This is a genomic window from Brevibacterium samyangense, from assembly GCF_039529845.1.
GTDB lineage: Bacteria > Actinomycetota > Actinomycetes > Actinomycetales > Brevibacteriaceae > Brevibacterium > Brevibacterium samyangense.
Genome location: NZ_BAAANO010000008.1, coordinates 111,932 through 138,748, shown reverse-complemented (window position 1 = coordinate 138,748; position 26,817 = coordinate 111,932). Strand labels below are relative to the sequence as shown.

Sequence of the window (26,817 nt, the reverse complement as noted above, 5' to 3'; positions counted from 1 at the left end):
GGAAAGAGGGCGAATTCCCCCGTGTCCGTGAATACACCCAACCCTGCCGCCGAGGACCTCGGGTCGAACGAGTGGCTGGTTGAGGAAATGTACGAGCAGTACAAGGCCGACAAGAACTCCGTGGATCCGGCCTGGGTGCCGTACTTCCGGAAGCTCGAGGTCGGCGACTCCGCTGCTGCTCCCTCCGCGCAGGCTGCACCCGCAGCGGCGCCGAAGGCCGCTCCCGCGCAGCCGGCCGCACAGGCCCAGAAGGGCGTGAAGCCCTCGGTCAACGAGTCCGAGACCCCGAAGGCTGAGTCGAAGTCCGCTGCGTCGAAGAAGGTCGGCAACACCGCCGCACCGGCTCCCGCGGACACCGCCGAGGCGGAGGACACCATCGTGAAGCTGCGCGGTCCCGCGAAGCTCCTCGCCACCAACATGGACGAGTCCCTCACCGTCCCCACCGCGACCTCGGTCCGTGCGCTTCCCGCGAAGGCGCTCATCGACAACCGCATCGTCATCAACTCGCACCTCAAGCGCACCCGTGGTGGCAAGGTCTCGTTCACGCACCTCATCGGCTTCGCCGTGATCCGGGCGCTCAAGAACTTCCCGAGCCAGAACGTCTACTACGACATCCGTGACGGCAAGCCCGTCATGGTCCAGCCGGGCCACGTGAACTTCGGCCTCGCGATCGACGTCCCCAAGCCGGACGGCTCCCGTGCGCTCCTCGTCCCGAACGTGAAGAAGGCGGAGACCCTCTCCTTCAAGCAGTTCGTCGACGCGTACGACGACCTGGTCGCCCGTGGCCGCGACGGCAAGCTCACCGCCGCCGACTTCGCGGGCACGACCGTGTCCCTCACGAACCCCGGCGGCATCGGCACCGTGCACTCGGTCCCGCGCCTCACGAAGGGCCAGGGCGCCATCATCGGCGTCGGCGCGCTCGACTACCCGGCAGAGTTCCAGGGTGCCAGCCAGGAGACCATCAACCGCCTCGCGGTCTCGAAGGTTCTCACCCTCACCTCCACCTACGACCACCGGGTCATCCAGGGCGCGGGCTCCGGCGAGTTCCTCAAGCTCGTCCACGAGTACCTCCTCGGCAAGGACGGTTTCTACGACGAGGTCTTCGAATCGCTGCGCCTGCCGTACGAACCGGTCCGCTGGGTCCCCGACGTCGACGCCAACGACCAGGACGACGTCAATAAGACCGCGCGCGTCATCGAGCTCATCGAGGCCTACCGCAATCGCGGACACCTCATGGCGAACATCGACCCGCTCGTCTACCGTCAGCGCACCCACGCCGACCTCGACATCAACCAGCACGGACTCACCCTCTGGGACCTCGAACGGGAGTTCCCCACCGGTGGGTTCGGCGGCCGCCCGACGAACACGCTCCGGAACATCCTCGGTCTGCTGCGCGACTCGTACTGCCGCACCACCGGCATCGAGTACATGCACATCGCGGACCCCGCACAGCGCCGCTGGTTCCAGCAGAAGCTCGAGGTCCCGCACGCGGACCTCACCCGTGAGGAGCAGGGCCACATCCTCGGTCGCCTCAACGCCGCCGAGGCGTTCGAGACCTTCCTGCAGACGAAGTACGTCGGCCAGAAGCGCTTCTCGCTCGAGGGCGGCGAGTCCGCGATCGTGCTCCTCGACACCGTGCTCGGTCGCGCTGCCGACGCCGGAATGGACGAGGTGACGATCGGCATGGCCCACCGCGGCCGCCTCAATGTCCTCACGAACATCGCCGGCAAGTCCTACGCACAGGTGTTCCGCGAGTTCGACGGTGTCATCGCCCCCGACTCCTTCCAGGGATCGGGCGACGTGAAGTACCACCTCGGCACCGAGGGCTCGTTCACCTCGGCATCGGGCAACACGACGAAGGTCTACGTCGCGGCGAACCCGAGCCACCTCGAGACCGTCAACCCGGTCCTCGAGGGCATCACCCGGGCCAAGCAGGACGTCATCGACGCCGGCGAGAACGGCTTCTCGGTCCTGCCGGTGCTCGTGCACGGTGATGCGGCGTTCGCCGGTCAGGGTGTCGTCGCGGAAACGCTCAATCTCTCGGAGCTGCGCGGTTACCGCACCGGCGGCACCGTCCACGTCGTCATCAACAACCAGGTCGGGTTCACCACTCCCCCGGCCTCGGCACGGTCCTCGTACTACAGCACCGATGTCGCGAAGACGATCAGCGCCCCGATCCTCCACGTGAACGGCGACGACCCGGAGGCCGTCTACCGGGCCGCCGAGCTCGCCTTCGAGTACCGCCAGGAGTTCAACCGCGACATCGTCATCGACCTCGTGTGCTACCGCCGCCGCGGCCACAACGAGGGCGACGACCCGTCGATGACGCAGCCGGTCATGTACTCGCTCATCGACGAGAAGAACTCGGTGCGCAAGCTGTACACCGAGTCCCTCGTGGGCCGGAAGTGCATCAGCGAGGCCGAGGCCCAGGACGCCCTCAAGGACTTCCAGTCGAAGCTCGAGGCCGCATTCGCGGAGACGAAGGAGGCCGAGAACTCCGCGGCCACCGGCGACTCCGGGTTCGCCCGCCCCGACCAGCGCCCCGTCGGCCTGCCCGAGGTCACCGATGCGCCCACCGCGGTCTCCGCCGAGGTCATCTCCCGCATCGGCGACGCCCACGTGGAGATCCCCGAGGACTTCACGGTGCACAAGAAGCTGCGGAGCCTCCTCGAGAAGCGCCAGGAGATGTCCCGCTCCGGCGGCATCGACTGGGGCTTCGCGGAGCTCCTCGCCTTCGGTTCGCTCCTCATGGAGGGCATCCCGGTCCGCCTCGCCGGCCAGGACTCGCGCCGCGGTACCTTCACCCAGCGCCACTCGGTCCTCGTCGACCACGAGAACGGCAACGAGTGGACCCCGCTCGCGAACCTCACGGACGACCAGGCGAAGTTCTGGGTCTACGACTCGCTGCTCTCGGAGTACGCGGCACTCGGCTTCGAGTACGGCTACTCCGTCGAGCGCAAGGACGCCCTCGTCCTCTGGGAGGCCCAGTTCGGTGACTTCGCCCAGGGTGCCCAGTCCGTCATCGACGAGTTCATCGCGGCCTCGGAGATGAAGTGGGCCCAGCGCTCCGGCGTCGTCATGCTCCTCCCGCACGGTTTCGAGGGACAGGGCCCGGACCACTCCTCGGCCCGCATCGAACGGTTCCTCCAGCTGTGCGCGGAGAACAACATGACGGTCGCGTACCCCTCGGACGGCGCTTCGCACTTCCACCTCCTCCGTCGGCACGCGCACACCGAGCACAAGCGCCCGCTCGTCGTCTTCACCCCGAAGTCGATGCTGCGTCTCAAGACGGCGGCGACCTCGGTCGAGCAGTTCACGAACGGTTCCTTCGAGACCGTCATCGCCGATCCGTCGGTCGACGCCGCACAGGTCGACCGGATCGTGCTCGTCTCCGGCAAGCTCTACTGGGATCTCAAGGCCGCCCGCGACAAGTCGGGCGACACGAGGACCGCACTCGTGCGCGTCGAGCAGCTCTACCCGCTCGACGAGGCCCGCATCGCCGAGGTCCTCGGGGCCTACGGCGCGGACGTCGAGGTCGTGTGGGCCCAGGAGGAGCCGGAGAACCAGGGCGCCTGGCCGTTCATGGCGCTGGGCCTCGTGCCGCTGCTCGGGGACCGTGAGGTGCGGGTCGTCTCCCGCGCCGCGTCCGCCTCGCCGGCCACCGGCCTCAAGAAGGTGCACGACGCCGAGCAGTCGGATCTCGTCGCGCGGGTCTTCGCCCGGTGAGTGCCCGCGCGCGCACCGCGATCGTCGTGGCCGGAGGCGACCTCGTCTCCGGCCACGGCGACGGCCGCGGCCTCGGTTGGGTCGGTCGGGTCGCCCTGCGCACCACCGCCGTCCTGCCGTCCGCCCGCTTCCACGCCCTCGGCGTGCCCGGTGAGGACTCCGCCGCCCTGCACGATCGATGCATGACCGAGGCCGAACGCCGGTTCTCGGTCGACGGGGTCAACCGCCTCGTGCTCGCACCGTCGGCCTCCGACGTCGTGTCCGGCCTGTCCATCGCGCGCTCGCGACTCAACCTCGCGAACATCCTCGACGACGCCCTGTCCAAGGAGGTCGGCACCTTCGTCGTCGGACCTCCCCCGGCCCGCGGCACCGAGGTCAACGAACGGATCCACGAGCTGTCGAACAGTTTCTCCGACGTCGCGGTGCGCCGCGGCATCACGTACGTCGACACCTTCACCCCTCTCGTCGACCATCCGGTCTGGCAGCGCGAACTCGCGCTCACCGAGGACGGACTCCCCGGCCAGGAGGGTTACGGGCTGCTCGCGTGGCTCGTGCTCAACCGGGGGTGGTTCGACTGGCTCGGTGTGGCCGACCCTCTCGACTCCGGGACCACCGGAGCCTGATCCGTCGCCGAGGCGCCGGTCACCGTCCCGGTGGGCGGCGCCTCGCCGTTCGTGCGGCGTGCCGCCCTCCGTCCGGTGGAGGAACCCGAGGCGCCCCGGCGGCCGCGGCCGTTTTGCCCGGCCTGCCCGATGTGGAAGAATTGTCTGGTCCGAAGACAGAAGGAGATGCGATGAGCAAGCGCGCACGCAAGCGTCGCGACCGCAAGCGCGGTGGCGCGAACCACGGCAAGCGTCCCAACGCATGAGTCGTTCTCACCCCTGAGTGAGCCCCGGCGGACAGCCCGCCGGGAACAGCGAGGGCCGGTACCCATCGGATGTCACGACATCCTGTGAGTACCGGCCCTCGGTGCTTCGTGTCCTGCGATGCGCCCTGAGGTTCAGAAGGGCTTCGGCCCCTGGCCGAACGTTCCCCGGCCGAGGCGCGCGGCGACCTTCTCCCGCAGTCCCTGCGGCGCGGTCTCGCCCGCACAGGACCGGTGGACGAGCCGCTTGACGAGGATCTCCATCCGGACCTCCTCCTCACAGTCCGTGCACTCGACGATGTGCTGCTCGAGGACGGTGACCTCGCCACCGGAGAGCTCCCCGTCGACGTAGTGCTGGATCCGCATGATGCTCGTCCGGCGCGGGTCCTTCCGGAGGTACTCCTCGAACGACCGTCCCTCGCCCGTCGTGTAGTTCGTCATCGGGTTCCCTCCGTGTTCTCCGACCCCGTGCCCTGCGCCCGGCCCCGGGATGCCTTCCCCTGTACCACGTCCTGTGCCGCGTCCTGCCTCCGGCGCTGCGTGTCCTGCGTGCCGAAACCGCGTTCGGCCGCGTAGTCCGTGAGCATGTCGCGCAACTGCCGGCGGGCGCGGTGGAGACGGGACATCACGGTACCGATCGGGGTGTCCATGATCTCCGCGATCTCCTTGTACGGCAGCCCCTCGACGTCCGCGTAGTAGACGACCATCCGGAAGTCCGCGGGCAGCCGTGAGAGCGCGTCCTTCACGTCGCTGTCCGGCAGGTGGTCGAGCGCCTCGAGTTCGGCCGAACGACCCTCCGAGGAGGTGTGGCTCGCGGCGCGCGCGATCTGCCAGTCCTCGATGTCCTCGCCGCTGGACTCGAGCGGCTGCCGCTGCTTCTTCCGGTACGAGTTGATGAAGGTGTTCGTGAGGATGCGGTACAGCCACGCCTTGAGGTTCGTGCCCGGGGTGTACTGGTGGAAGGCCGCATAGGCCTTGGCATAGGCCTCCTGCACGAGATCCTCGGCGTCGGCCGGGTTGCGCGTCATCCGCAGCGCCGCGCCGTACAGCTGGTTCACGTACTCGAGGGCCTCCGCCTCGAACCGCTGGGAACGTTCCGTCGGGGTCTCCGTGGCGAGGTCGACCGGAGGACCGGCCGGGGCGTTCTCCTCCGTGTCCGGAGGTGCCGTGTCCGGACGCGACCGGTCCGGCTGTGTGGGGGACGATGATCCATTCATTGCCCGGAAGTCTACGCGGTCGGGGGCGCCCGGGTGCGCGGTCGGGTGACCGGTCCGAAGCACGGTCCGGGGCACGGTGGGAGGCGGGGCGAGGGGACGATCGAGAACAGGCGTCATGCCCCTTCCAACATCGCACCGCCCGATCTCATTCCGGTCCGTGGCGACGCGGGCGCGGGCGACTATGCTGGCGGGGAACACCCACGGGTCCTCTCGGGGCCCACTCGTCTCACGTCCGTGCACGGTCCTCCGTGTACCGCCGTCCTCACGGAAGGGAACGCGTCGATGTCACTGGTCCGCCTGCTCGCCCGCCCCATGCTCGCCTCCGCCTACATCGGGAACGGGGTGACCCGGATCCGCAAGCCGGAGGTCGCAGCCGCCTCCCTCTCGCCCCTCGTCGCCCTCGCGAGGAAGAAGGTGGACCTGCCCCTCGATGCGACCACCGTCGCGCGTGCCACGGGCGTCGCGCAGGTCACCGCCGGTGCCCTCCTCGCGATCGGCCGGTTCCCCCGGTTCTCCGCCTCCGTCCTCGTCGGCACGTACCTCATCGATGTCGTCGGTGAGCAGTTGTCGAAGGAGACGTCCTCCGGGCTCTCCCTCGCGACGAAGACCTCGCTCCTCGGCGGCGCGCTCCTCGCCTCCGTCGACACCGACGGTCGCCCCGGCCTCGCATGGCGCCTCGAGCAGGCCTCCAAGGAGTTCCGTCGCGAGCTCGACCGGGTCCAGGCCAAGGCCACCGGTGCTCTCGAGAGCGGCGTGAAGTCCGTCGAGGGACTCGCCTCGAAGTAATGCCCGATCCCGCCGCACCCACCCCTGCTCCCTGGTCCGCCCCGGTGTCCCGGGAGCCCCTCCGGTCGACGGTCCTCGTCCCCGGGTCGAAGTCGCTCACGAACCGGTACCTCGTCCTCGCCGCCCTCGCGAGCGAACCCTCGGTCGTCCGCAATCCCCTCGTGTCCCGGGACACGACCCTCATGGTGAATGCCCTCCGAGCGCTCGGCGCGTGGATCGACGACTCGGACCCCGAACGGTTCCTCGTGACTCCGCTGGGCACCGCCGAGGGAGACGACGCCGGGGCCACCGACACCCGGGAGGATGCCTCCGTTCCCGCGGCGCCTCTCACCGTCGACTGCGGGCTCGCCGGGACCGTCATGCGGTTCGTCCCGCCGGTCGCCGCGGTGACGGGCCGGACGGTGCGGTTCGACGGCGACCCGGAGGCGTACGTCCGTCCGATGACGACGGTGCTCGACGCACTCCGGGCGCTCGGCGTCGAGATCGCCCCGGACGCGACGTCCTTGCCCTTCGACCTCCGGGCTCCCGGCGGGGTGCGCGGTGGACACCTCGAGATCGACGCCTCGGCCTCGAGCCAGTTCGTCTCCGGACTGCTGCTCGCGGCCGGTGCCTTCGACCTCGGGCTCGACCTCACCCATACGGGGGCGGCGCTGCCCTCACGACCGCACATCGACATGACGCTCGAGGTCCTCGCGGACGCCGGCGTCCACGTCTCCGAGCCCGATCCCGGGCACTGGATCGTCGATCCCGGTCGCCCCCGTGGACTCGACGTCGTCGTCGAACCCGATCTCTCGAACGCCGCCACCTTCGTCGCCGGTGCACTCGTGACCGGCGGTACCGTGCACATCCCGCACTGGCCACTGCACACGACCCAGGCGGGTGACGCGTTCCGGGACATCGCCGAGGCGTTCGGTGCACGCGCCGTTCTCGACCAGACCGGGCTCACGGTCACCGGACCGGACCACCTGCGTGCGGTCGACCTCGACCTCGGCGCGGTCGGGGAACTCACGCCCGTCGTCGCCGCGGTCGCCGCCTGCACCGAGGGGTCCTCGTACCTCCGCGGGATCGGCCACCTCCGCGGTCACGAGACCGACCGGCTCGACGCGCTCACCCGCGAGCTCCGCGGGCTCGGTGCCACCGTCGACGAGTTCGAGGACTCCCTCGCGATCCACTCCCCCGCGACCACGGGGAACGCCTGGGAGACGTACCACGACCACCGCATGGTGATGGCAGGTGCCGTCCTCGGGCTCCGTGTCCCCGGCGTCGAGATCCTCGATCCGGGCACCGTCGCGAAGACCATGCCGACCTTCCGCTCCCTGTGGACCGAGGACTTCCTGGGCGGCACCGCGTGAGTTCCCGGTACGCGCATTTCACCGAGGACGACTACCGACCGCGGGCGAACAAGAAGGGCTCCCGTCCACGCACGAAGGACCGTCCGTCCTTCGAGGACTCCCGGGAGGGCATGGTCGTCCAGGTCGACCGTGGCCGGTACCGCGTCGTCATGGGCGAGGAACTCGGGTCGGCCGTCGCCGGCGACCTCCCCATCGTCACGTGCGTCCGGGCCTCGGCCCTGCGTCGCCGTGCGATCGTCCCGGGCGACCGGGTGCTGGTCGTCGGGGACACCTCGGGCGCCGAGGGCACACTCGCCCGGATCGTCGGGATCGTGCCGCGGGCGACGGTCCTGCGTCGGAGTGCCGACGACACGGATCCGACCGAACGCGTCATCGTCGCGAACGCCGATCAGCTCGTCGTCGTCACCGCGACCGCGGACCCCGAACCGTCCTGGGGGCTCATCGATCGGGCCCTCACCGCCGCCTTCGACGCCGGAGTCACTCCACTGCTCGCGGTGACGAAGCTCGACATCGCGGGGATCGACGCGATCACCGAACGTTTCGAGGGCACCGGGGTGGAGATCGTCCCCTGCGGTTTCGACGCGACCGGGGCCCCGCGGGTCGCCCCACTCGAGGCACGTCTCACCGGCGCCATGAGTGTCCTGCTCGGGCACTCCGGGGTCGGGAAGTCGACGCTCATGAACGCCCTCGTGCCGCACGCCGATCGGGCGACCGGCGCGGTCAACGACGTCACGGGCCGGGGACGGCACACGTCCTCCTCCGCGATCTGCCTGCCGCTGCCGGACGGGGGCTGGGTCATCGACACGCCCGGCGTGCGCAGTTTCGGTCTCGCCCACGTCGCGGTGGAGAACGTGGTCTCCGCGTTCGAGGACCTCGTGCCCGCGACCGCCGACTGTCCCAAGGGCTGCACGCACCTTGCCGACTCCCCCGGCTGCGCGCTCGACGCCTGGGTGGTCGCCGGCCGCGCAGGGGATGCCGGGCCCGCCCGCCTCGCCTCCCTCCGCCGGCTCCTCGGGAACCTCGCGGCGGCGGACCCGCACGCACAGTAGGCAGTCGCGCGCCGGCCGGCGAGCAACGGCCCGCGTCATGGTGCCGGGTTCCTCCCGACACCGTGACGGTCGGATGACGGAACCGCGCCGCCGCCATCCGCCGCGCGACTAGGCTGGGGAGCCATGACCACTTCCTCTCCGTCACCCGCCCCCGGCACGCCGTCCTCCGGCGGGCCGACCCGCGGGGCGGCCCCCACCGAGGACGTCCGACTCGCGGTGCTCGACGACCTCGCCCTCGCCCTCGCCCTCGCCGATCGCGCGGACGCCCTCACCCTCCCCGCGTTCGCCGCCCACGATTTCGCGGTCGAGTCCAAACCCGACCTCACCCCCGTCACCGACATCGACCGCGCCGTCGAGGAGATGCTCTCGGGACTGCTCGCGTCCGCCCGCCCCGACGACGGCTTCCTCGGCGAGGAGTTCGGCACCCGCGGGACGCAGACCGGCCGTCGGTGGATCGTCGACCCCATCGACGGGACGAAGAACTTCGTCCGCGGCGTGCCCGTGTACGCGACCCTCATCGCGCTCTACGACGGCGAGGAGCCGCTCGTCGGCGTCGTGAGCGCCCCGGCGCTCGGGCGCCGGTGGTACGCCGCCACGGGCCGGGGCGCCTGGCGGGTCGTGACCGCGGGGCGCCTCGGCGGGGCCACTGCGGAACAGGAGGGCCGGGCGGCGGACCCGGTGCCGGAACGGCTCCGCACCTCCGCCGTCCGGGCCCTCGGTGATGCCTCCCTGTCGTTCTCCTCGCTCAGCGGCTGGCGTGAACGCGGCACCCGCGAACGCTTCCTCGAGCTCACCGACGCGGTCTGGCGCACCCGCGCGTACGGCGATTTCTGGTCGTACATGCTCGTGGCCGAGGGCACCGTGGACGTGGCGTGCGAACCCGAACTCGCGCTCTACGACATGGCCGCGCTCGTCCCGATCGTCCGCGAGGCCGGTGGCACCTTCACCGACCTCGACGGGGTCCCCGGCCCCTTCGGCGCCCATGCCGTCGCCACGAATTCCCACCTGCACCCCACCGTTCTGGAGTACATGTAGATGATCCCCTCCGCTCCCCTCGATCCCCGCTCCCCCGGTACCGCCGGAACCACCCCCTCGGCGGGCGGGCACCCGGACGTCCTCCGTGCACCGTTGTGGCACGCCATGGCGGACGCCGCGGGCCTCGTCGCCGCCGACGGCACCGTCGGGGAGACGATCTTCGGTCAGATGACCGCCCTCGCCGCGACGCACGGCGCCGTGAACCTCGGGCAGGGCGCACCCGGCACGGACACCCCGGGATTCCTCGTCGAGGCGGCCGCCGAGGCGATGCGCTCCGGGATGAATCAGTACCCTCCCGCGCAGGGGCTCCCCGCGCTGCGCGAAGCCGTCGTCACCCAGCGGGCGAAGGAGCACGGGCATCACGTGACGCCCGAGCAGGTGCTCGTCACGGTCGGCGCCACGGAGGCCCTCACGGCCGCGGTCCTGGCCCTCCTGCCCCGCGGGGGCACCGCGCTGTTGTTCGAACCGTTCTACGACGGCTATGCCGCCGCCGTCGCGGCGGCCGGCGCGGAGATCGTCACGGTTCCCGTCCTGCCGACGCCCGAGGGCTTCGCTCCCGACTGGGACGTGTTCGACGCCCGGATCGCGGCAGGGGTGGATCTCATGATCGTGAACTCCCCGCACAACCCGACCGGCATGGTGCTCGGGCGCGAGGATCTCCTGCGGATCCACGCCGGCGCCGTCTCCACGGACGCCTGGATCGTCACGGACGAGGTGTACGAGTACCTCGTGTTCGACGGCCGGGAGCATCTCTCGCTCGCGGCGCTCGTCGACGATCCGGGCCGGATCGTCACGGTGTCGTCCGCAGGGAAGACGTTCAACACCACCGGGTGGAAGGTCGGGTGGTGCATCGCCGCTCCCGAGGTCCGGGAGGCGATCCAGGCGGTCAAGCAGTTCCTCACCTTCGTCGGCAGCGGCCCGTTCCAACCGGCTATCGCCCGGGCGCTCACCGCACACACCGACTTCGGCGCACAGAACCGGGATTCCCTCGCAGCGCGTCGTGATGTCCTGCTCGACGCACTCGCGGAAGTGCCCGGAGCGCGGATCCATCGGCCCGGTGCAGGGTACTTCGCCCTCGTCGATTTCGCCGAGGTGCCCGGGCCGGCTGTGGAGCACGGTGGGCCGGGCCGGGACGGAGCGGGACCGGACGCCTTCGCGCTCAATGCGCACCTCACCGCGGAGTACGGCTTCACCGGCATCCCCGTGTCCGGACTGTGCCGGACGGGATCCCCCGCGGCCGCGCACTACGCCTCGACGATCCGGTACTCGTTCTGCAAGGCCCCCGAGGACGTCGAACGCGCGGCGGCGGCGATCCGCAGGTTCGGTCGGTCCCTCGCCGGAGACGCAACCGACTGAGCCTGCCCGAGGCGTGCGGCCACGGCGACAGCTCTCCGCACACGCGGACGGCCCCGGATCCTCCTGTACGGGAGGATCCGGGGCCGTCCGCCGTGGGTCGTCCGCTCCGCGCTCCGTGGCGACCGCGGTAGGTGGAGCCGACCCGGCCGGACGATCAGTCGGCCTTGATGGCCTCGATCTCGATGTGGAGCTTGACCTTGTCGGACACGAGGAGCTCGCCACCGCCGAGGACGGCGTGGAAGGTCATGCCGAAGTCCTTGCGGTTGATCGTGGTCTCGGCGGAGAAGCCGGCCATGAGGCTGCCGTCGGGGCCGGTGGCGACACCGTTGAACTCGGCGTCGAAGGCGACCTCCTTGGAGACACCGCGCATCGTGAGGGTGCCGCGGAGCGTGAACTCGTCGTCGTCCCAGTTCTCGAAGGCGATGGACTCGAAGACGACCTCCGGGTGCTCCTCGGCGAGGAAGAAATCACCCGACTGGAGGTGGCCGTCGCGCTGCTCGTTACCGGTCGTGATCGACGAGGCGACCGCCTTGGCGACGACCTTCGTGTCCTCGAGCGACTCGCCGACCTCGAGGGCGCCCGAGATCTCGGTGAACTTGCCCTTGACCTTGGAGACGCCTGCGTGGCGCGCGACGAAGCCGAACTCCGAGTGGAGGGCGTCGATGTTCCAGGTGCCGGCGGTGAGTGCGGTGGGAAGTGCAGTCATGGTTCTCTCCTCGTGTCGTGACCCGGAGGGCCGCGTACCGGCCGGGTGACCCGGCCGCGTTGATTGTTCAGGTTTTAACTACATGAGAGACGTTAGTTGAACGTTTGAGTGAGGCGCAAGCGGGTGAGACGGGTTCACAGCTCTCTCACAGAAAATGGCGGATGGGAGCACATGCACTCCCCTTCCCACTTTTGCGCCCGCCGCGGGGCCGGTCAAGGAATCGCACGTGACGAGCCGAAGAACTCGGCACGTGCGCACAGGACGGCCTGCCCGTGCATCCCGAGGCCGTTTCGATGTGGCCTTGTCGCCACAAATGTCCCGGTCGTCTCCGAGGGACATCTCAGTCGTCCCACCTTCCCCAGTCGGCGCGAGGGACCGGTATTGATCCCGGAGACCGTCCTCGGGCATGCCGATTCCCGGTGCCTGTGCCGAAGAACGGTCTCCCTGCCGAGTATCGGTCCCCCACTGACGCCGACTGCGGCAACCGCCCCCGGGAACGGGTCATCGAGTGCGCGATCGCCTACGATGATCCGCTTTCAGTGCGCGATCGGCTGCGGTCGACGACCTTCAAGTCGCAATTGGTTGCTGGGTTTCGGCGAGATCGCACATTCGATCGCGATCCGAACGCCACACCAGCAGAGAATCGCGATCTCGGCGAGGACCGGAACCGGCAGGGGGACAGAGAACCGGAACCGGTAGAGGGATCACGGAGGAGGGGTCGTCGCTCGAAACCGGTGACACACCCGGGCTGAACAACCCAGATCGAGGTTCGGATCGAGGCACGTGAAGGCCCGGCAACGACGTAGGGGAAACGGGGGTGAATGCTCAAAATGTGTGTACGGGATTGGCCTCTTGCCCAGTGGCTCGCAGGGCAAAACTCGCCTGAACATGCCCTGTCAGCATGTTCGATACCAGATCCTCGACATCAGCCCCGCCAAGAGGGACGTGCCGCCGCGCCGGAAGCAGCCCCTCGCACCGCCGGAACCCCCGTGGTTCCGACGAGGTACACACCGAGCCCGACCGAGCACCACGGCAGCGGCGTCGACTGCTCGACGCTGCTTCGACCACCTCAGGTCGCAATCGGGCGCGGTTGCCGCTGGTCGCATCGCGATCGATGGTGGGGATACCGCGAGATCGAGCAGTCAATCGCGATCCGAACCGTACAGTCGCAGCCGACCGCGATCTCGCTGCGCGGCCCGGCTCATGCAGGGACGAGGACCCCGAAGACAGGCCGGACCGGGCTGCCCCGCGCACCATCCCGCAGTTACGTGTGCGATCCGGCACGACCCAGCCGCCTGAAACCGTGCCAGAGTGCGCAGCTGACGGGGGAATCGTGCGAAAGTGCGCAGCTGATTCCCTCCACCGACGCCCACAGGGGGAACGATGCGGAATCCGGTCGGGAAGACGGGTCACGGGAGCCGACGAGGCTGGGGCGGACGACGACGGTGACACACCCCGGACTGTCCACACATTTCGGCCTTTAGCCCTCACCGGGACGACGCGGGTTCCTGCTGTAGCCCGGGATCGCTCCAGGAATGGCGAAGGGTCCCGGTCGATTTCTCGATCGGGACCCTTCATTTCGTGGCGGGGGCAGGATTTGAACCTACGACCTCCGGGTTATGAGCCCGGCGAGCTACCGAACTGCTCCACCCCGCGTCAACGGATACAACACTACATGACCACCAGGTGACCGTCCAATGACGAGGACGTGATCTGTGCGACATCCCCGCAGGTCACGAGCCTGCGGCCGCACGACCCCACCGGCCCGGGCCCCACGCACCGCACACGGGTCTCGCCGCGCGAGCGGGGCACCGAATCCCGTCGTCGGCTCCGACCCGCCGGAAACGCGCGAGGCGCCGCACAGGTGATCCTGTGCGGCGCCTCGGCGAACCGCCCGCCGACGGCACCGGGTCGGAAGACCGACGGTGCCGGGTGCGGACGATCAGCCCTGCGGGGCCGGCTCCTCGGTCGCGGGGGCGGCGTCCGTGGGCGCGGTGGTCGCACCTTCGGCCTCCATCGCTTCCTCGAGCGCGGCACGGAGCCGGTTCTGGGCCTCGCCGTAGGCGGCGAAGTCCCCGTCACGGAGGGCCTGGTCGGAGTCCTCCATCGCGGTCCGGGCCTCCTCGAGGGCACCGGCCACGGTCGGGTCGACCGCTGCTGTCCCGTCGTCGGTACCGGCACTGCCGGAGGCACCTTCCTCGGTGGCGCCCGCAGCACCCGCGTCACCCGCACTCGCGCCGGAGTCACCACCGAACACCTGGTTCAGTGCCTCGTCGAGCGTCGGCGCGAAGCCGATCTGCTCGCCGAAGGCGACGAGCACGCGCTGCAGGACCGGATAGGAGGTCTCGCCCGCGGAGCGGACGTACACGGGCTGCACGTAGAGCAGACCACCGGCGACCGGCAGGGTGAGGAGGTTGCCGTTCTCCACCTGGGACTCGCCCTGGCGCAGCAGGTTGAGGCTCTGTTGGATGTCCGGTTCGGTGTTGAAGTTGTTCTGCGCCTGACCGGGGCCGGGGAACGTCGTGTTGCGCGGCAGCTGCAGCAGTCGCAGCTTGCCGTAGTCGTCGTGCGGCACGCCGTCCTCGGTGCCGGCGTCCGCGTTCGCCGCGAGGAAACCGGTGAGGTTGTTGCGCGTCTGCCCGTTCGACGGCCGCGGGATGAACGACGAGGTGAGCGAGAACGCCGAGGTGTCCTGACCGGGCATCCGCAGCGTGAGGTAGTACGGCGGCTGCATGAACGACTGCTCGCCCGAGGTCGTCGGGTCCGCCGGGGTCGTCCAGAAGTCCTGGCCCGTGTAGAACGCATTCGCGTCGCTCACGTGGTACCGGGTGAGGAGCGTGCGCTGCACCTTGAAGAGGTCCTCGGGGTACCGCACGTGGCTCATGAGCTCACCGCTCATCTCGGACACCGGGGTGAAGAGGTCCGGGAAGATCTTCATCCAGGTCTGCAGAACGGGGTCCTCCTCGTCCCAGGCGAAGAGATCGACCTGGCCGTCGAAGGCGTCGACCGTGACCTTCACCGAATTCCGGATGTAGTTGACCTCCTCCGGCGGCAGCGCCTCGACGGAACCGGTGAGTTCGGTGTTCGAGTCCTGCGTCGCGTCCTGGAGAACACTCGGAGTCGAGTACGGGTAGTCCGAGGACGTCGTGTAGGCGTCGACGATCCACTTGATCCGCCCGTCGATGACCGCCGGGTACGGATCGCCGTCGACCTCGAGGAAGGGCGCGACCTTCTGGATGCGTTCGCGCGGATCCCGGTCGTAGAGGATCTGGGACTCCTCGTTCACCTGCTCGGACAGGACGATCTGCTCGTCCTGGAACTTGATCGCGTAGAGGAGACGGTGGAAGGGGTCACCGACCGAGGGTCCGCCGTCACCGGAATAGGTGTTGTACACCTGGCCGGAACCGTCCTCGCCGTCGGCCGGGTAGTCGATCTCGACGGGGTCGCTGCCCTCGGGCGCTCCCACGATCGAGTACCGCGGGGAGTTCTCACCGAAGTAGATACGCGGCTCGTAGCCGTCTCCGGCCGGTCCGCTCAGCGCGCCCGAGGGCGGGATGTTGTGCTCGAGGAACGCCGGCTGCCCGTCGTTGCCCTGACGGTTGCCGTACGCCGCGACGACACCGAAACCGTGCGTGTAGACGATCGCCTGATTGACCCAGGACGAGGTCGCCTGCGAGTCCGGATTGAGCTCGCGCAGGGCGATGACGGTGTCCTGCATCTGGCCGTCGATCTCGTAACGGTCGACGTCGAGCTGTTCCGGGAAGGAGTAGAAGGACCGCTGCTGCTGGAGCTGGCGGAAGGTGTCCGAGACGAGGTTCGGGTCGAGGAGGCGGATCGAGGCCGCGGTCTGGGCGTCCTCCCGGAGCGCACCGGACTCGCCCTCCGTCGTCGGGGTGTACGGGATGACCTCGACGTCGTCGATCCCGTACGCCTGCCGGGTCGCCTCGATGTTCCGACCGATGTACTCGGCCTCGAGACTCTGCTCGGACGGCTGCACCTGGAACTGCTGGATCGCGATCGGCATGCCGACGATCGAGATCGCACCGAGGACCGCGAGCATCGCCACCGACACGAGGGAGAGCTTCCACGTGTTCGCCACCGCATTCGCAGCGACGACGAGAGCGACGATCACCGCGGCGACGGACACGATGAGCAGTGCCGGAAGAGTCACGTGGTCGGCGGTGTACGTGACACCCGTGACGATTCCGGTGTCGTTCGTGAGGTTCGTGTACCGCATGACGAAGATCCGCCCGGCCTGCACGAGGACGAGCACGGCGGCTGCGAGCGCGAGCTGGATGCGTGCGGCCTTCGTGAGTTCGATCCCGCGTTCCTCACCGGGACGGACGCCCCCGTAGAGGTAGTGCGCGACGAGCGACGCGAGGAACGTGAGCAGCGTGACCATGCTCACGAAGTCCAGTCCGATCGAGAGCATCGGCAGGGTGAAGACGTAGAAACCGATGTCGAGCCCGAACTGCGGGTCCGTGGTCCCGAACTCGGTCGCGTTGACGAACTGCAGGGCCTCCTGCCACGCCGCCGAGAGAGCCACCGCGCCGAGGAAACCGAGAACGGCGGGCACTGCGAAGGTGAGGACCCGGCGGATCGGTTCGAACGCCTCGCGGTAACGCTCGAGATTCTCCTGCCGCGGAGTCACCGGGGCGTACACCGGCCGGGCCCGGTGGGCGAAGAAGAGGCACGCCCACACCGGGACCGCCATGACGAGGAAACCGATGGCGAAGAGGATCCCCTTCGTGGCCCACTCGGTGGTGAATACCGACAGGACGCCGAGGTGGTCGAACCAGAGCACGTCGGTGTAGATCTGGGAGAACACGACGAACAGCCCGACGAGGACGACCACACTCACGATCGTGAGCATGAGCGGGGACGGGCGTCCCGACTTCTTGGGCCCGGCCGGGCCGGGAGGTGCGGAGGCGAAGGTCACTGGAGTCCTTTCGAGAGGGCTTCGTGGTGGAACCGGGGTGAGCTCGCGCTGCGAGCCCGGAAAGTCATCGTGTGGTGCCGGAATCCGCGGCGGCGGTCTCGCACGAGGGCAGGTCGTCCGTGTGGCCCTCCCCGATCGCCTCGACCGAGGCGCGGGCGGACGCGAGATCATCGACCCTCACGACGGTGAGGTCGTCGATGCCGGACGCAGCGTCGAGCACCTCCGCACAGTTGGCCGCCGGGGAGAGGAAGTACTGCGCCGCCGCCCGTTCCTCCGAGGGATGCGCGGCCGCCGCGACCTTCTGCCGGGCACCTCCGATCGGGGAGATCGTGCCGTCGGCGGAAATCGCACCGGTACCGGCGATCGGCACCCCACCGGTCAGGTCACCGGGGGTGAGCTCGTCGATGATCGCGAGGGCGAAGATCGTGCCGGCCGAGGGGCCACCGATCTCGTCGGCGACGTGGAACTCGACCTCGACGGGGAACAGGAAGTCGTAACCGAGGGTGACGCCCATGCGGTACTCCCCATCGACGAGGGTCGGCGCGATCTCGACGTCCTGCCGGACGCCGTCCCGTTCGATCCCGAGCACGAGGGGCTCCCCCTCCGCGGCCGCGGCGCTCACGCGCTGGGCCCCGGATTCGGGTTCACCGCCGATCGGCGCCCCGTCGAGGGTCCGGAGCACATCGCCCGGCCGCAGCGCCTCGGCGGCCGCGCCGTCCGGTTCGACCTCATTCACGACCACGACGTCCTCGACGTCCATACCGAGCTCGGTGAGCGCGGCAGCGGTCGCCATGTCCTGCGAACTCGTCATCTGGGCGGCGTTCACGTGGGAGATCTCGTCGCGCGTCGTGTCGAGGGGGTAGTACATCTCCTGCGGGATCACGGTGTCCGTCCGGTCGACGAGCGCACCGAGGATCTGGGACGCGTAGAGGGAGCGGTCGGGTCCGCCGGCGACCGCGACGGTGAGGAGATCGAGCTGACCTCTCGTCGGGTAGGTCGGGGCGCCCTCGATGGTGATGAGGTCCTCGCCCTCCGCATAGGTGTTCACCACGGGCCCGGGCATCTGGACCATGTACGGGACCGGCAGCAGCGCCGCTCCGATCACGCACGCATAGGTGAGGACCCCCGAGAGCACCGCGGTGTTGACCGGGCGCTTCCGCCGTTTCGCCGGTCGCGTGGGAGCGGTCCCGGTTCCGGGCGAATCCGTCACGTGTGCGTCCTTCCGTTCGTCGCGGACAGTCTAATGCACTCCCCCGGATCCGCCCCCTGCGCCGAGGGGCGCCGAACACGGGTTTCGCCTCCCGCGAAACCCACCCGGAGACACCGGCCGCGCGGAGGGAGTTCCCGGTTTCGATCGCTACCCTGAACGGACACGTTCCCGCCACCCGGAGGTTCACATGACCGACAAGAACGACAAAGACCCCGAGGACAACCCCTTCGGCGACATCTTCGGAATGTTCTTCGGCCCGAACGGCCAGTTCGGCGGTGCATTCGGACCGCAGGGCGGCGCGGGTGCGTCCGGTACCCCGGGCGGCCAGGGAGGCGGGCTGCCCTTCGACCCGTCGATGCTCGGCGGGCTCCTGTCCCAGCTCCAGGGCATGATGGCCGGCGGCGGAGCCGAGGCGACCGCGAAGCAGAGCGCGACCCGCACCATCCCGACCCCGGACCCCGCAGTGAATGACGACGTCCGCCGCGCGACCACGGACGCCTTCCGCCTCGCGGAGCTGTGGCTCGAGGCGGTCACCGACGTGTCGCCCGGCAACGGCGAACCCGTCGCGCTCAGCCGCCGCGACTGGGTCGAACGCTCACTGCCCGGATGGCAGGAGCTCGTCGATCCCGTCCGGGCGAACATGAACGGCGCGATGAACGAGAACATGGCAGCGCAGATGCCCGAGGAGCTCCGCCCCATGCTCCAGGGGGCGAGCCAGATGTTCGCCGCGATGGGCGACTCGATGTTCGGCATGCAGCTCGGCGAGGCACTCGGTGCACTCTCCGGCTCGGTGCTCGGCGGCACCGACACCGGACTTCCCCTCCTCGGGACGACCCCCGCACTCGTCGAGGCGAACGTCACCGGTGCCGCCGCCGAGATGGGGGTGGAGACGACCGAACTGCGGATCTACCTCGCGGTCCGCGAACTCGCGCATCTGTGGTTGTACGCCCGGTCGCCCTGGCTCGCCGGACATGTGACGACCGCGCTCGCGAAGTACGCGGCGGGGGTCGAGATCGACATGTCGCGGATCCAGGACCTCACGGCGAACCTCGACCCGAGCAATCTCGAGAAACTCTCGGAGGACATCCGCTCCGGCCTCCTGGCCCCGCAGCCCACCGAGGCACAGGAACAGGCGAAGGAGACCCTCACGAACGTCCTCTCGGTCGTCGAGGGCTGGGTCGACGTCGTCACCCACGCCGCGTGCTCGGGGCTCACCCACCGGGACGAGATCCGGGAGGCGCTGCGCAACCGACTCGTCGTCGAATCCGAGGCGGACCGCACCTTCGCCGGTCTGCTCGGCATCCAGCTGCGCCCCACCCGGCTGCGCGACGCGGCGGCACTCTTCACGTACCTCGAGCGGTCCGAGGGGGCGGAGGCCCGCGACGCGGTCTTCACGCACCCCGATCTCCTGCCGACGACCGCCGACCTCGACGATCCCCTCGGCTACCGCGAACGCCGCACACAGGACTGGTCCACGGACACCGATCTCGACGAGGCGCTCTCCCGCATCCTCGCCGAGGGGCTGTCCGACGGCACGTCGTCCACCGAAGGCTCCGACACCACCGCTGAGGGCTCCGACACCACGGCTGAGGGCTCCGACACCACCGCCGACGACTCCTCCGAGGACGGCGACGACCCCGGACGACCGGACGACCGGGACCGGTGAGCGCCCGACCGTCGGTCCACCCGACGGTGAGCGTCTTCGTCTTCGACGCCTCGGCCACCGCGGTGCTGCTCCACCGGCACCGCCGCTCCGGGGCGTGGGGACAGTTCGGTGGGCATCCCGAGCCCGGTGACGCCACCGTCCGGGCAGCGGCACTGCGCGAACTCGCGGAGGAGGCCGGTCTCCACGATCCGCAGGCCCTCACGGAGGCTCCGCTCGCGGTGACGGAACTGCCGGGGTTCGGTGACTGCGTCACACACGTCGATCATGCCTTCGGCTACACCGCCGACGTCGCGCGCACCCCGGAGTCACCCGAGGGGTCCGAGGTGCGGTGGTTCCCGCTCGCAGCGCTCCCGGCAGGGATCATGCCGGATCTGCCGGAACGTCTTCCCCTGCTCGCGCGTGCTGCGCGAACCGCTCCCCTGCCGCGAAACCGCTGAGGAAGTCGTCCGAGCGCTCGGTGCGCGGACAGCGGGCGACGAGCCTCCGGAACTCGGGTCCGTGATCGGGCACCCGGAGATGTGCGAGTTCGTGGACGAGGACCGCCTCGAGCACCCAGGACGGCACGTGCTGCAGTCGGTGCGAGAGCCGGATCTGCCCCGTCGATGTCGTCGTCGAACCCCAGCGGGTGTTCTGGTTCGTCACCCAGCGGACCGAGGACGGCCGGATGCCGTCGTCGAAATAGGTGTCCGAGAGCCGGGCCGCCAGTCGCTCGAGGTCTCCGTCCCCCCTCGGGGCGCGGTCCGCGCGGCGGCGGAGGCGGGCGATGATCCTCCCGATGTCCGCCGCGTGTGTGTGGACGTCGTACCGCGCCGGGACCGAGAGCACGTAACCGGACGGAGTGAGCGACACCGAGATCGTCTTCCGCCGGCGGGCGGAACGCTTCACCGTGATGCGCCCGTCGGCGAGCGCGGACCGGACGTCGCTTGCATTCATGGCGTTCACTGTAGACCGCGTCCGGCGCACCGACCGACACGGCCGGCGACGACGGCACGGGGCGGTGAGTGGTCCACCGGAACGGAACGTGCGAAGAAATTCATCTGCCGATTCCGCCCACACCCGGGTGGACGGGCCGCCCGTGCCCGTCGGTCCCGTGATTCCGCGGATCCTGCGCGGTCCGGGGCCGGGATCCCGCACACCCTCCTCCACAGTCCCGCGCCTCTCTTCCACAGGTCTCGGCACCTCGGTCAACAGTCTGTCCACAGGTCGGCGGCAGGTGCATCCCGCTGTGTGTTGACGGCCCCGGACCGCCCGCATAGCTTGGACGATCAAGCCCCCGGAAAACGGCAGGATCATCGGCAAGGGGAAGGCTTGTGATCCTCGTACGCGGCTGGGGTGCTTCGCCGGGCGGAGTACGTGCGCCGCGGGCGGACCCCGGTCCGTCCCGGTCCGTGCTCCGCCCGCGTCACACGCGGATGCATCGCGTTGTCCACAGCCCCCGCCGAAGTCTTCCTCCCGCGCCCCGTACCCATTAGCGTGACCGCACCGGCACCGGGTGAGCGCCGGGGAAGGGGTGCGTTCCGTGTATCAGGTCAACCAATCGGTCCCCGTGGTGTGGCGCAGTGAGCGCTGTGTGCAGTTCGGGGTCGACGACCCCGCACTCGTCGACGGGTTGACCGCGGAGGACGCCGAGCTCGTGGGCCTCGTGCGGATGGGGATCGGGACCGACGAGTTCTTCGACCGGGCCGCCTATCTCGGCGTGCCCCGCGCACGTGCGGGCTCGCTGCTCGCGATCCTCGACGAAGCGGCGGCGCTCGTCCCCCTCCATCACGACGAGGGGCCGGAGGTCACGACCTCGCACACCGACGCGTACGCCTCCGCGCTCGGCCTCTCCCCCACCCGCGTCGCCCGCACGCTCGGGGCCACCGACGTCGCCGTCACCGGACCCCTGCGCCATGCGCTGTCCCCCGTGCTCACCGCGGTCGGTTTCGCGGTGCGGTCCGTCGAACGGGCGGAGGACGCGTTCGAGCTGCGTGCACCGCTCGTCGTGCTCACCTCGGTCTGGGTCGAGGACGCCGTGTCCGCCGGTGGCCTGCTCGAGCACACCGTGCCGCATCTGCACGTCGTTCTCGGGCAGCACCGTGCGACCGTCACGCATGTCGTCGACCCGGGTGTCACCCCGTGTACGAAATGCCGGTTCCTCCACCGCACCGACGCGGACGATGAATGGATGTCGACGTGGCGTGCCCTCTGGCGGCAGCAACCCGCGCTCAGCCGCACCGACCCGTTGCTCGGGCACCTCGCGATGGCGCACGTCGCCGGGCTCCTGCGCACCCATGCGGTCCACGCGCCGTCCGTGCCCGTGGACCTCGAGATCACGCTCCCGCACGGGTCCGTCACCGAACGGGCCGCGACCTTCCACCCCGAATGCGATTGTCGGATCCCCATCGGCACGCACGGGATCACGGAGCGCAGCGCCTGAGCCGCCGGCCCGGGCGTGTTCCGCCGGTCCGTTCTCAGTCCCGCGGTCGGTTCACGACCGCGAGGATCTCCGCACCGTAGAGGTCGAGCTTGTGCGCGCCGATCCCGGGGACCCGGGCGAGCTCCTCGGTGGTCCTCGGCCGGAGTTCGGCGATCGCATTGAGTGTGGCGTTCGTGAGCACGATGAAGGCGGGCGCCTGGCTCCGGGCCGACACCTCCTTGCGCCAGGCCATGAGCGCGAGCAGCAGGTCGCGGTCGATGTCCGCCGGGCATGCACTGCAGCGCCCGAGAGCGATCTCGACCGCGTCCACGAGCACGGTGCCGCAGGTCCGGCACCGGGGCCGCGGCCTGCGCACCCGGTCGTTGTCCGCGTGTGCCCGACGGACGCGGGTGAGTTCGCCCGCCGCCCCACCACGAGCGGGGCCGCCGGGCAGTGCACCACGGCCGGTGGCGTGGTCCTGCCCACGCCCGCCGGACCGGGTGCGCGGCGGATTCCGGACCTCGGCGATGAACCGGGAGGGTCGCCGCTGGGACTGCCGTCCGGCCTGCCGGGCGAGCGACCAGCTGAGGGACAGTGACGTCCGGGCACGGGTGATCGCGACGTAGAACAGCCGTCGTTCCTCCGCGACCTCGGCCGCCGTCTTCGCGTAACTGATGGGGAGGAGCCCCTCGGACAGTCCGATGACGTGGACGCTCTCCCACTCGAGGCCCTTCGCCGCGTGGACCGAGGCGAGGGTCACCCCGTTGATCTGCGGAGCGAACTGGTGCTCCGTGCGATCGGCCAGTTCGTCGAGGAACGCCTCGAGCGGGACCGGCATCGTCGAGGCCGCCTGCATCGATTCCGCGAGGTCGACGAGGGCGCCCAGCGACTCCCACCTTTCACGGACCGCACCGGTTCCTGCCGGGGCCTCCGGTGACCATCCGACATTGAGAAGGATCTCCCCCACGGTCTCGTGGAGCGGGCCGACCTCCCGACGGGAGGCCTGCGCACGCAGGAGGGCGACGGCCTCCTTCACCTCGCGGCGGGCGAAGAACCGTTCGCCGCCCCGGAGTACGTAACTCACACCCCGTGCCGAGAGTGCTTCCTCGATCGCCCGGCTCTGTCCGTTCGTCCGGAACAGCACCGCCACGTCCGCCGGTTTGCGTCCCGCGGTGATCTCCGCGGCGATCCGGGTCGCGACCGCCTCGGCCTCGGCGGTGTCGTCGGGGTACTCCGTGTACGTCGGTTCCGCCCCGTCCCTTCCGGTCGACCGGAGGACGAGCGGATTCGGCCCCGTCCGGGACAGCAGATTGTTCGCCGACTGGACGATCTGTTCCGTCGAGCGGTAGTTGCGCACGAGCGAGACGGTCCGGGTGCCGGGGAACCGGGTCGCGAGGCGGAGGAGGAACGAGTCCGAGGCGCCCGCGAAGCTGTAGATCGTCTGGGCGGGGTCACCCACGACGCAGATCGAATCGCGTTTCCCCAACCATTGCAGCAGCAGGTCGTACTGCAGCGGGGACACGTCCTGGAACTCGTCGACGACGAAGTGGCGGTACTGCTGGTGCACCTGGGCCGCGATGTCCTCCCGCGTCCGCAACGTCCCGGCGAGCACGAGGAGGACGTCCTCGAAGTCGAGGAGGTGGCGCCGGGTCTTCGCTTCCGAATAGGCCCGCATGATCCGACCCATGCCGTCGGCATCGATCCCCTCGGGCAGGTCGCGGGTGTGCGCGGATTCGAGGTACCCCTCGATCCCGAGGAGCGACACCGCCGAGTACTCGATCTCCGCGGCGACGTCACGGACGGTCTCCCGGTCGGGTTCGAAACCGGACTCGACCATGGCGCGGGTGACGACCCCGGCCTTGTGACCGAGCAGCTCCGGGAACGGGCCCTCCCCGATCTGCGGCCAGAAGTACCGCAGCTGACGGAGCGCCGCCGAATGGAACGTGCGGGCCTGGACCCCGGGCACACCCAGTGTCCGCAGTCGCGCACGCATCTCCCCTGCCGCCTTCGCGGTGAAGGTGAGCGCGAGGACGTCGTGCACCCCGAACTCCCCGGTCGCGATGCCGTAGGCGATGCGGTGCGTCATCGCGCGGGTCTTGCCGGTACCGGCGCCGGCGAGGACCACCATCGGGCCCCGGAGGTGTTCGGCGACGTCGCGTTGTTCCGGATCGAGCGCCTCGAGGAGAGCGAGGGCCGTGGCGGAACGGGTCATCGATCAGCGCCCAACCAGGCCTCGAGGATCTGACCGGCGATCGACACGGTGCCCGGCACCCAGATCGTGCCGGCGGCGAGTTCGCTGCGCAGTTCCTCCCGGGTGAACCACCGGGCGTGCGAGATCTCCTCGACGTCGACGTCGGTGTCACGGGATTCGGCCTCGGCGACGAAGCCGAGCATGAGGGAGCAGGGGAACGGCCAGGGTTGCGAACCGAGGTACTTCGGGGAGTGACAGACGACGCCGACCTCCTCGTGGACCTCGCGGATCACGGCGCGTTCGAGGGTCTCCCCCGGTTCGACAAAACCGGCGAGGAGGGAGAAACGGTGGTCCGGCCACAGCGCGTTGTTCCCCAGGAGGATGCGCTCGGTCCCGTCCGGATCCGTGTGGACGACGGCCATGATGACGGCGGGATCCGTGCGGGGGAAGTGCTCACTGCCGGTGGTCGGTTCCCGACGGACCCACCCACCGGCGACCACCTCGGTCGGCAGACCGTTCCGTGGGGAATGCGTGTGGGCACGGTGCCAGTTGCCGAGGGCGACGAGTTCGCACGCGAGGCCCACGTCGAGATCGTCGAGGGACAGTCCCACATCGCGGAGGTTCAACCACGTGGGCACGGACACGTCGATGCCCGTCGCCGGATCCTCGAGCTGGGGTTCGGCGTCCGTGTCGAGATCACCGGCGATCCGGCGGTCGACCTCCGCACGTGCCTCGTCGTCGAGGTCGATACCGATGAAGTCCGTGTCCTGGGCGTCCTTTCCGAGGTAGATGCGGGTACCCGTGAGTCCGGCGCTGTCGTCCACCGCGAACCGGACGAGGTGCCCGCGTGCGACGAGCAGCGAACCGCGGTGGGCCAGGAGCACCCGGGTGCACGGCCGCGCCAGCACGACCTCGAGGGAGGCGTCGGGGCCGCGGTCCGTGTGATTGCGCTGCGAGGCGCTGCGGGCCAGGCTCGCCGGCTGCAGGAGCGGAAGATCGATCATGCGTTCCACACTAGCGTCAGGGTCTGACACACCCCGGCCGGTCCGCACGTGTTCCGCGGCTTCCGGGCCGCGGGGCGATAGATTTCTCACGTGCACATCTCAGGACCCACTGGACCCACAGGACTCAGGATCGTCGCCGCCGTCTCCGGGATCGTCGGCGGCTTCGAACCGACCGCGTGGACACCCCTCCCGGACGAACGGGGGCACCGCGTTCTCGTCACCGACGGTGATCGGGAATTCGTCGCGTCCCTCCACACCGGCCCCGAGGCGCTCCGGGCCGGCGCCGAACGTCTCTCCAGCGCAGTCCTCCGGATGCTCCTGCCGGACTCCGATGTGACGATCCCGGAGATCGTCGTCGAGGAGACTCTTCCGGCCGCCCTCCTCGGACTCGGGGAGTCGGAGCGGCCGCTCCTCCACGTGGCACACCCGCTGCCGGGCACCCCGTCCTCGACCGCGGACTTCCTCGGGTCCGAGGCGCTCGTCGTCTCCCTCGCGCGGTTCCTCGCGGCCCTCCACGACGCCGATCCCGGCCCGGTCGCCGACGCAGGACTCGTCGTCCGGGACTCCGCCGCCGTACGCGACCGCCTGCTCGCGGAGCTCGACCGCGGGGCGGACACCGGTCGGGTCCCCTCCGCGCTCCTGCAGCGTTGGGAGACCGCGCTCGAGACCGTCTCCTCGTGGCACTTCCTCGCATGCCCGGTGCACGGTGCGGTGTCCGTCGACGCGTTCCGCGTCGCGAAGGACCGCATCGTGTCCGTGTCCGACCTCGACCGGCTCGGCGTCGGTGATCCCGCGACCGACCTCGCCGCGGTCTCCGACATGCTCGGGCCCGACGTCTTCGAGGTCTTCATGAGGGCGTACACCGAGGCCCGCACGCAGGTCGATCCGGGGCTCGTGGACCGTCTCGAGTTCCTCGCGGAATTCGCGGTCCTCGACTGGTTCCTCCAGGCCCGTGACTCCGGGAACTCCGCGGACATCGCCTCCGCCGAGGCGCTCCTCGCCTCGCTCGCGGACCTCGCCGTGGACCCGGAACCGGAGCCGAGGACACCCGCGCCGCCGCGCGGCACCGCGGCGACCGCAGCGGACGGCACGACCGCGGGTGCGGTGCCGCCCGCCCCCACCGCACCGTCCGGCGCGAGCACCGGCGCCCGAACGCAGAGTGCCTCCGCGACGCAGGACGCTTCCGAGGGGCCGACGACCACCGCCGGAACCGGCCTCGACTCGGATCGCAAGGCCTTCCGCCCCTCCGCACCGGTCGACGAGCAGGCCGCGTCCGAGGTCCCCACGACGCAGATCGAGCGCTGACCCTCCGCACTC

Annotated in this window: 20 protein-coding genes and 1 tRNA gene; 12 read left to right on the top strand and 9 right to left on the bottom strand. The window is 69.9% G+C overall.

Going from position 1 to position 26,817, the window contains the following annotated elements:
- Positions 1-87 precede the first annotated feature (87 nt).
- The 3 genes from ABD172_RS04590 to ABD172_RS15305 all read left to right on the top strand — a co-directional run bounded on the left by ABD172_RS04590 (position 88) and on the right by ABD172_RS15305 (position 4,594).
- Entirely contained in the window at positions 88-3,726 is a 3,639-nt protein-coding gene (locus ABD172_RS04590) for a multifunctional oxoglutarate decarboxylase/oxoglutarate dehydrogenase thiamine pyrophosphate-binding subunit/dihydrolipoyllysine-residue succinyltransferase subunit (RefSeq protein ID WP_425546653.1), read from the top strand.
- Positions 3,723-4,349 carry a GDSL-type esterase/lipase family protein gene (locus ABD172_RS04585; RefSeq protein ID WP_344307366.1) on the top strand — a complete coding sequence of 209 codons (627 nt, stop codon included), beginning with the start codon at positions 3,723-3,725 and terminating at the stop codon, positions 4,347-4,349. Before ABD172_RS04590 ends, ABD172_RS04585 begins: the two co-directional genes overlap by 4 nt.
- Positions 4,350-4,519: 170 nt before the next feature.
- Positions 4,520-4,594, top strand: a complete 75-nt coding sequence (locus ABD172_RS15305; RefSeq protein ID WP_104061284.1) for a 50S ribosomal protein bL37 — start codon at positions 4,520-4,522, stop codon at positions 4,592-4,594.
- Between the two features lie 132 nt (positions 4,595-4,726).
- Here ABD172_RS15305 and rsrA read toward each other — a convergent pair whose 3' ends face one another.
- Both rsrA and ABD172_RS04575 read right to left on the bottom strand, forming a co-directional pair.
- Positions 4,727-5,032, bottom strand: coding sequence for a mycothiol system anti-sigma-R factor (rsrA, locus tag ABD172_RS04580; RefSeq protein ID WP_344307364.1), 306 nt, complete (start codon positions 5,030-5,032; stop codon positions 4,727-4,729).
- Positions 5,029-5,808 carry a sigma-70 family RNA polymerase sigma factor gene (locus ABD172_RS04575; protein WP_344307362.1) on the bottom strand — a complete coding sequence of 260 codons (780 nt, stop codon included), beginning with the start codon at positions 5,806-5,808 and terminating at the stop codon, positions 5,029-5,031. The genes rsrA and ABD172_RS04575 overlap by 4 nt, the downstream gene beginning before the upstream one ends.
- Positions 5,809-6,090: 282 nt before the next feature.
- Between ABD172_RS04575 and ABD172_RS04570 the strand changes: the two genes are divergently transcribed.
- From ABD172_RS04570 to ABD172_RS04550, 5 genes are all read left to right on the top strand, one after another.
- On the top strand, positions 6,091-6,594 hold the full coding sequence (locus tag ABD172_RS04570) for a DoxX family protein (RefSeq protein WP_344307360.1): 504 nt from the start codon (positions 6,091-6,093) through the stop codon (positions 6,592-6,594).
- Positions 6,594-7,946 (top strand): 3-phosphoshikimate 1-carboxyvinyltransferase, encoded by a 1,353-nt coding sequence (aroA, locus tag ABD172_RS04565; RefSeq protein ID WP_344307359.1) that lies wholly within the window; start codon positions 6,594-6,596, stop codon positions 7,944-7,946. The genes ABD172_RS04570 and aroA overlap by 1 nt, the downstream gene beginning before the upstream one ends.
- Positions 7,943-8,995, top strand: coding sequence for a ribosome small subunit-dependent GTPase A (gene rsgA / locus ABD172_RS04560; RefSeq protein ID WP_344307357.1), 1,053 nt, complete (start codon positions 7,943-7,945; stop codon positions 8,993-8,995). Before aroA ends, rsgA begins: the two co-directional genes overlap by 4 nt.
- A gap of 123 nt (positions 8,996-9,118) precedes the next feature.
- A complete protein-coding gene (locus tag ABD172_RS04555; RefSeq protein ID WP_344307355.1) occupies positions 9,119-10,030 on the top strand; it encodes an inositol monophosphatase family protein in 912 nt (303 codons plus the stop codon).
- Positions 10,031-11,386 carry an aminotransferase class I/II-fold pyridoxal phosphate-dependent enzyme gene (locus tag ABD172_RS04550; RefSeq protein ID WP_344307353.1) on the top strand — a complete coding sequence of 452 codons (1,356 nt, stop codon included), beginning with the start codon at positions 10,031-10,033 and terminating at the stop codon, positions 11,384-11,386. It abuts the gene before it with no gap.
- A 154-nt stretch (positions 11,387-11,540) separates the two neighbouring features.
- On the opposite strand, the gene ABD172_RS04545 is transcribed toward ABD172_RS04550, so the two are convergent.
- The 4 genes from ABD172_RS04545 to ABD172_RS04530 all read right to left on the bottom strand — a co-directional run bounded on the left by ABD172_RS04545 (position 11,541) and on the right by ABD172_RS04530 (position 18,241).
- A complete protein-coding gene (locus ABD172_RS04545; protein WP_344307351.1) occupies positions 11,541-12,092 on the bottom strand; it encodes a YceI family protein in 552 nt (183 codons plus the stop codon).
- 1,582 nt (positions 12,093-13,674) lie between these two features.
- Positions 13,675-13,748: transfer RNA gene (locus ABD172_RS04540), tRNA-Met, on the bottom strand.
- 286 nt (positions 13,749-14,034) lie between these two features.
- Positions 14,035-17,031, bottom strand: coding sequence for a UPF0182 family membrane protein (locus ABD172_RS04535; protein ID WP_425546651.1), 2,997 nt, complete (start codon positions 17,029-17,031; stop codon positions 14,035-14,037).
- Between the two features lie 64 nt (positions 17,032-17,095).
- Complete coding sequence (locus ABD172_RS04530) at positions 17,096-18,241, bottom strand: YlbL family protein (RefSeq protein WP_344307349.1); 1,146 nt, start codon at positions 18,239-18,241, stop codon at positions 17,096-17,098.
- A gap of 187 nt (positions 18,242-18,428) precedes the next feature.
- Between ABD172_RS04530 and ABD172_RS04525 the strand changes: the two genes are divergently transcribed.
- Both ABD172_RS04525 and ABD172_RS04520 read left to right on the top strand, forming a co-directional pair.
- Complete coding sequence (locus ABD172_RS04525) at positions 18,429-19,907, top strand: zinc-dependent metalloprotease (protein ID WP_344307347.1); 1,479 nt, start codon at positions 18,429-18,431, stop codon at positions 19,905-19,907.
- On the top strand, positions 19,904-20,344 hold the full coding sequence (locus ABD172_RS04520) for an NUDIX domain-containing protein (RefSeq protein ID WP_344307345.1): 441 nt from the start codon (positions 19,904-19,906) through the stop codon (positions 20,342-20,344). Before ABD172_RS04525 ends, ABD172_RS04520 begins: the two co-directional genes overlap by 4 nt.
- Here the strand turns inward: ABD172_RS04520 and ABD172_RS04515 are convergent.
- Positions 20,268-20,840, bottom strand: coding sequence for a M48 metallopeptidase family protein (locus ABD172_RS04515; RefSeq protein ID WP_344307343.1), 573 nt, complete (start codon positions 20,838-20,840; stop codon positions 20,268-20,270). The genes ABD172_RS04520 and ABD172_RS04515 overlap by 77 nt on opposite strands.
- A 586-nt stretch (positions 20,841-21,426) precedes the next feature.
- On the opposite strand from ABD172_RS04515, the gene ABD172_RS04510 reads away from it, so the two are divergent.
- Positions 21,427-22,326, top strand: coding sequence for a hypothetical protein (locus tag ABD172_RS04510; RefSeq protein ID WP_344307341.1), 900 nt, complete (start codon positions 21,427-21,429; stop codon positions 22,324-22,326).
- Between the two features lie 34 nt (positions 22,327-22,360).
- On the opposite strand, the gene ABD172_RS04505 is transcribed toward ABD172_RS04510, so the two are convergent.
- Both ABD172_RS04505 and nudC read right to left on the bottom strand, forming a co-directional pair.
- Positions 22,361-24,517: an ATP-dependent DNA helicase UvrD2 gene (locus ABD172_RS04505; protein WP_344307340.1), complete on the bottom strand. Its 2,157-nt coding sequence runs from the start codon at positions 24,515-24,517 to the stop codon at positions 22,361-22,363.
- Positions 24,514-25,500, bottom strand: a complete 987-nt coding sequence (gene nudC, locus ABD172_RS04500; protein WP_344307338.1) for an NAD(+) diphosphatase — start codon at positions 25,498-25,500, stop codon at positions 24,514-24,516. The genes ABD172_RS04505 and nudC overlap by 4 nt, the downstream gene beginning before the upstream one ends.
- A gap of 90 nt (positions 25,501-25,590) precedes the next feature.
- On the opposite strand from nudC, the gene ABD172_RS04495 reads away from it, so the two are divergent.
- Complete coding sequence (locus ABD172_RS04495) at positions 25,591-26,805, top strand: phosphotransferase (protein WP_344307337.1); 1,215 nt, start codon at positions 25,591-25,593, stop codon at positions 26,803-26,805.
- Positions 26,806-26,817 lie beyond the last annotated feature (12 nt).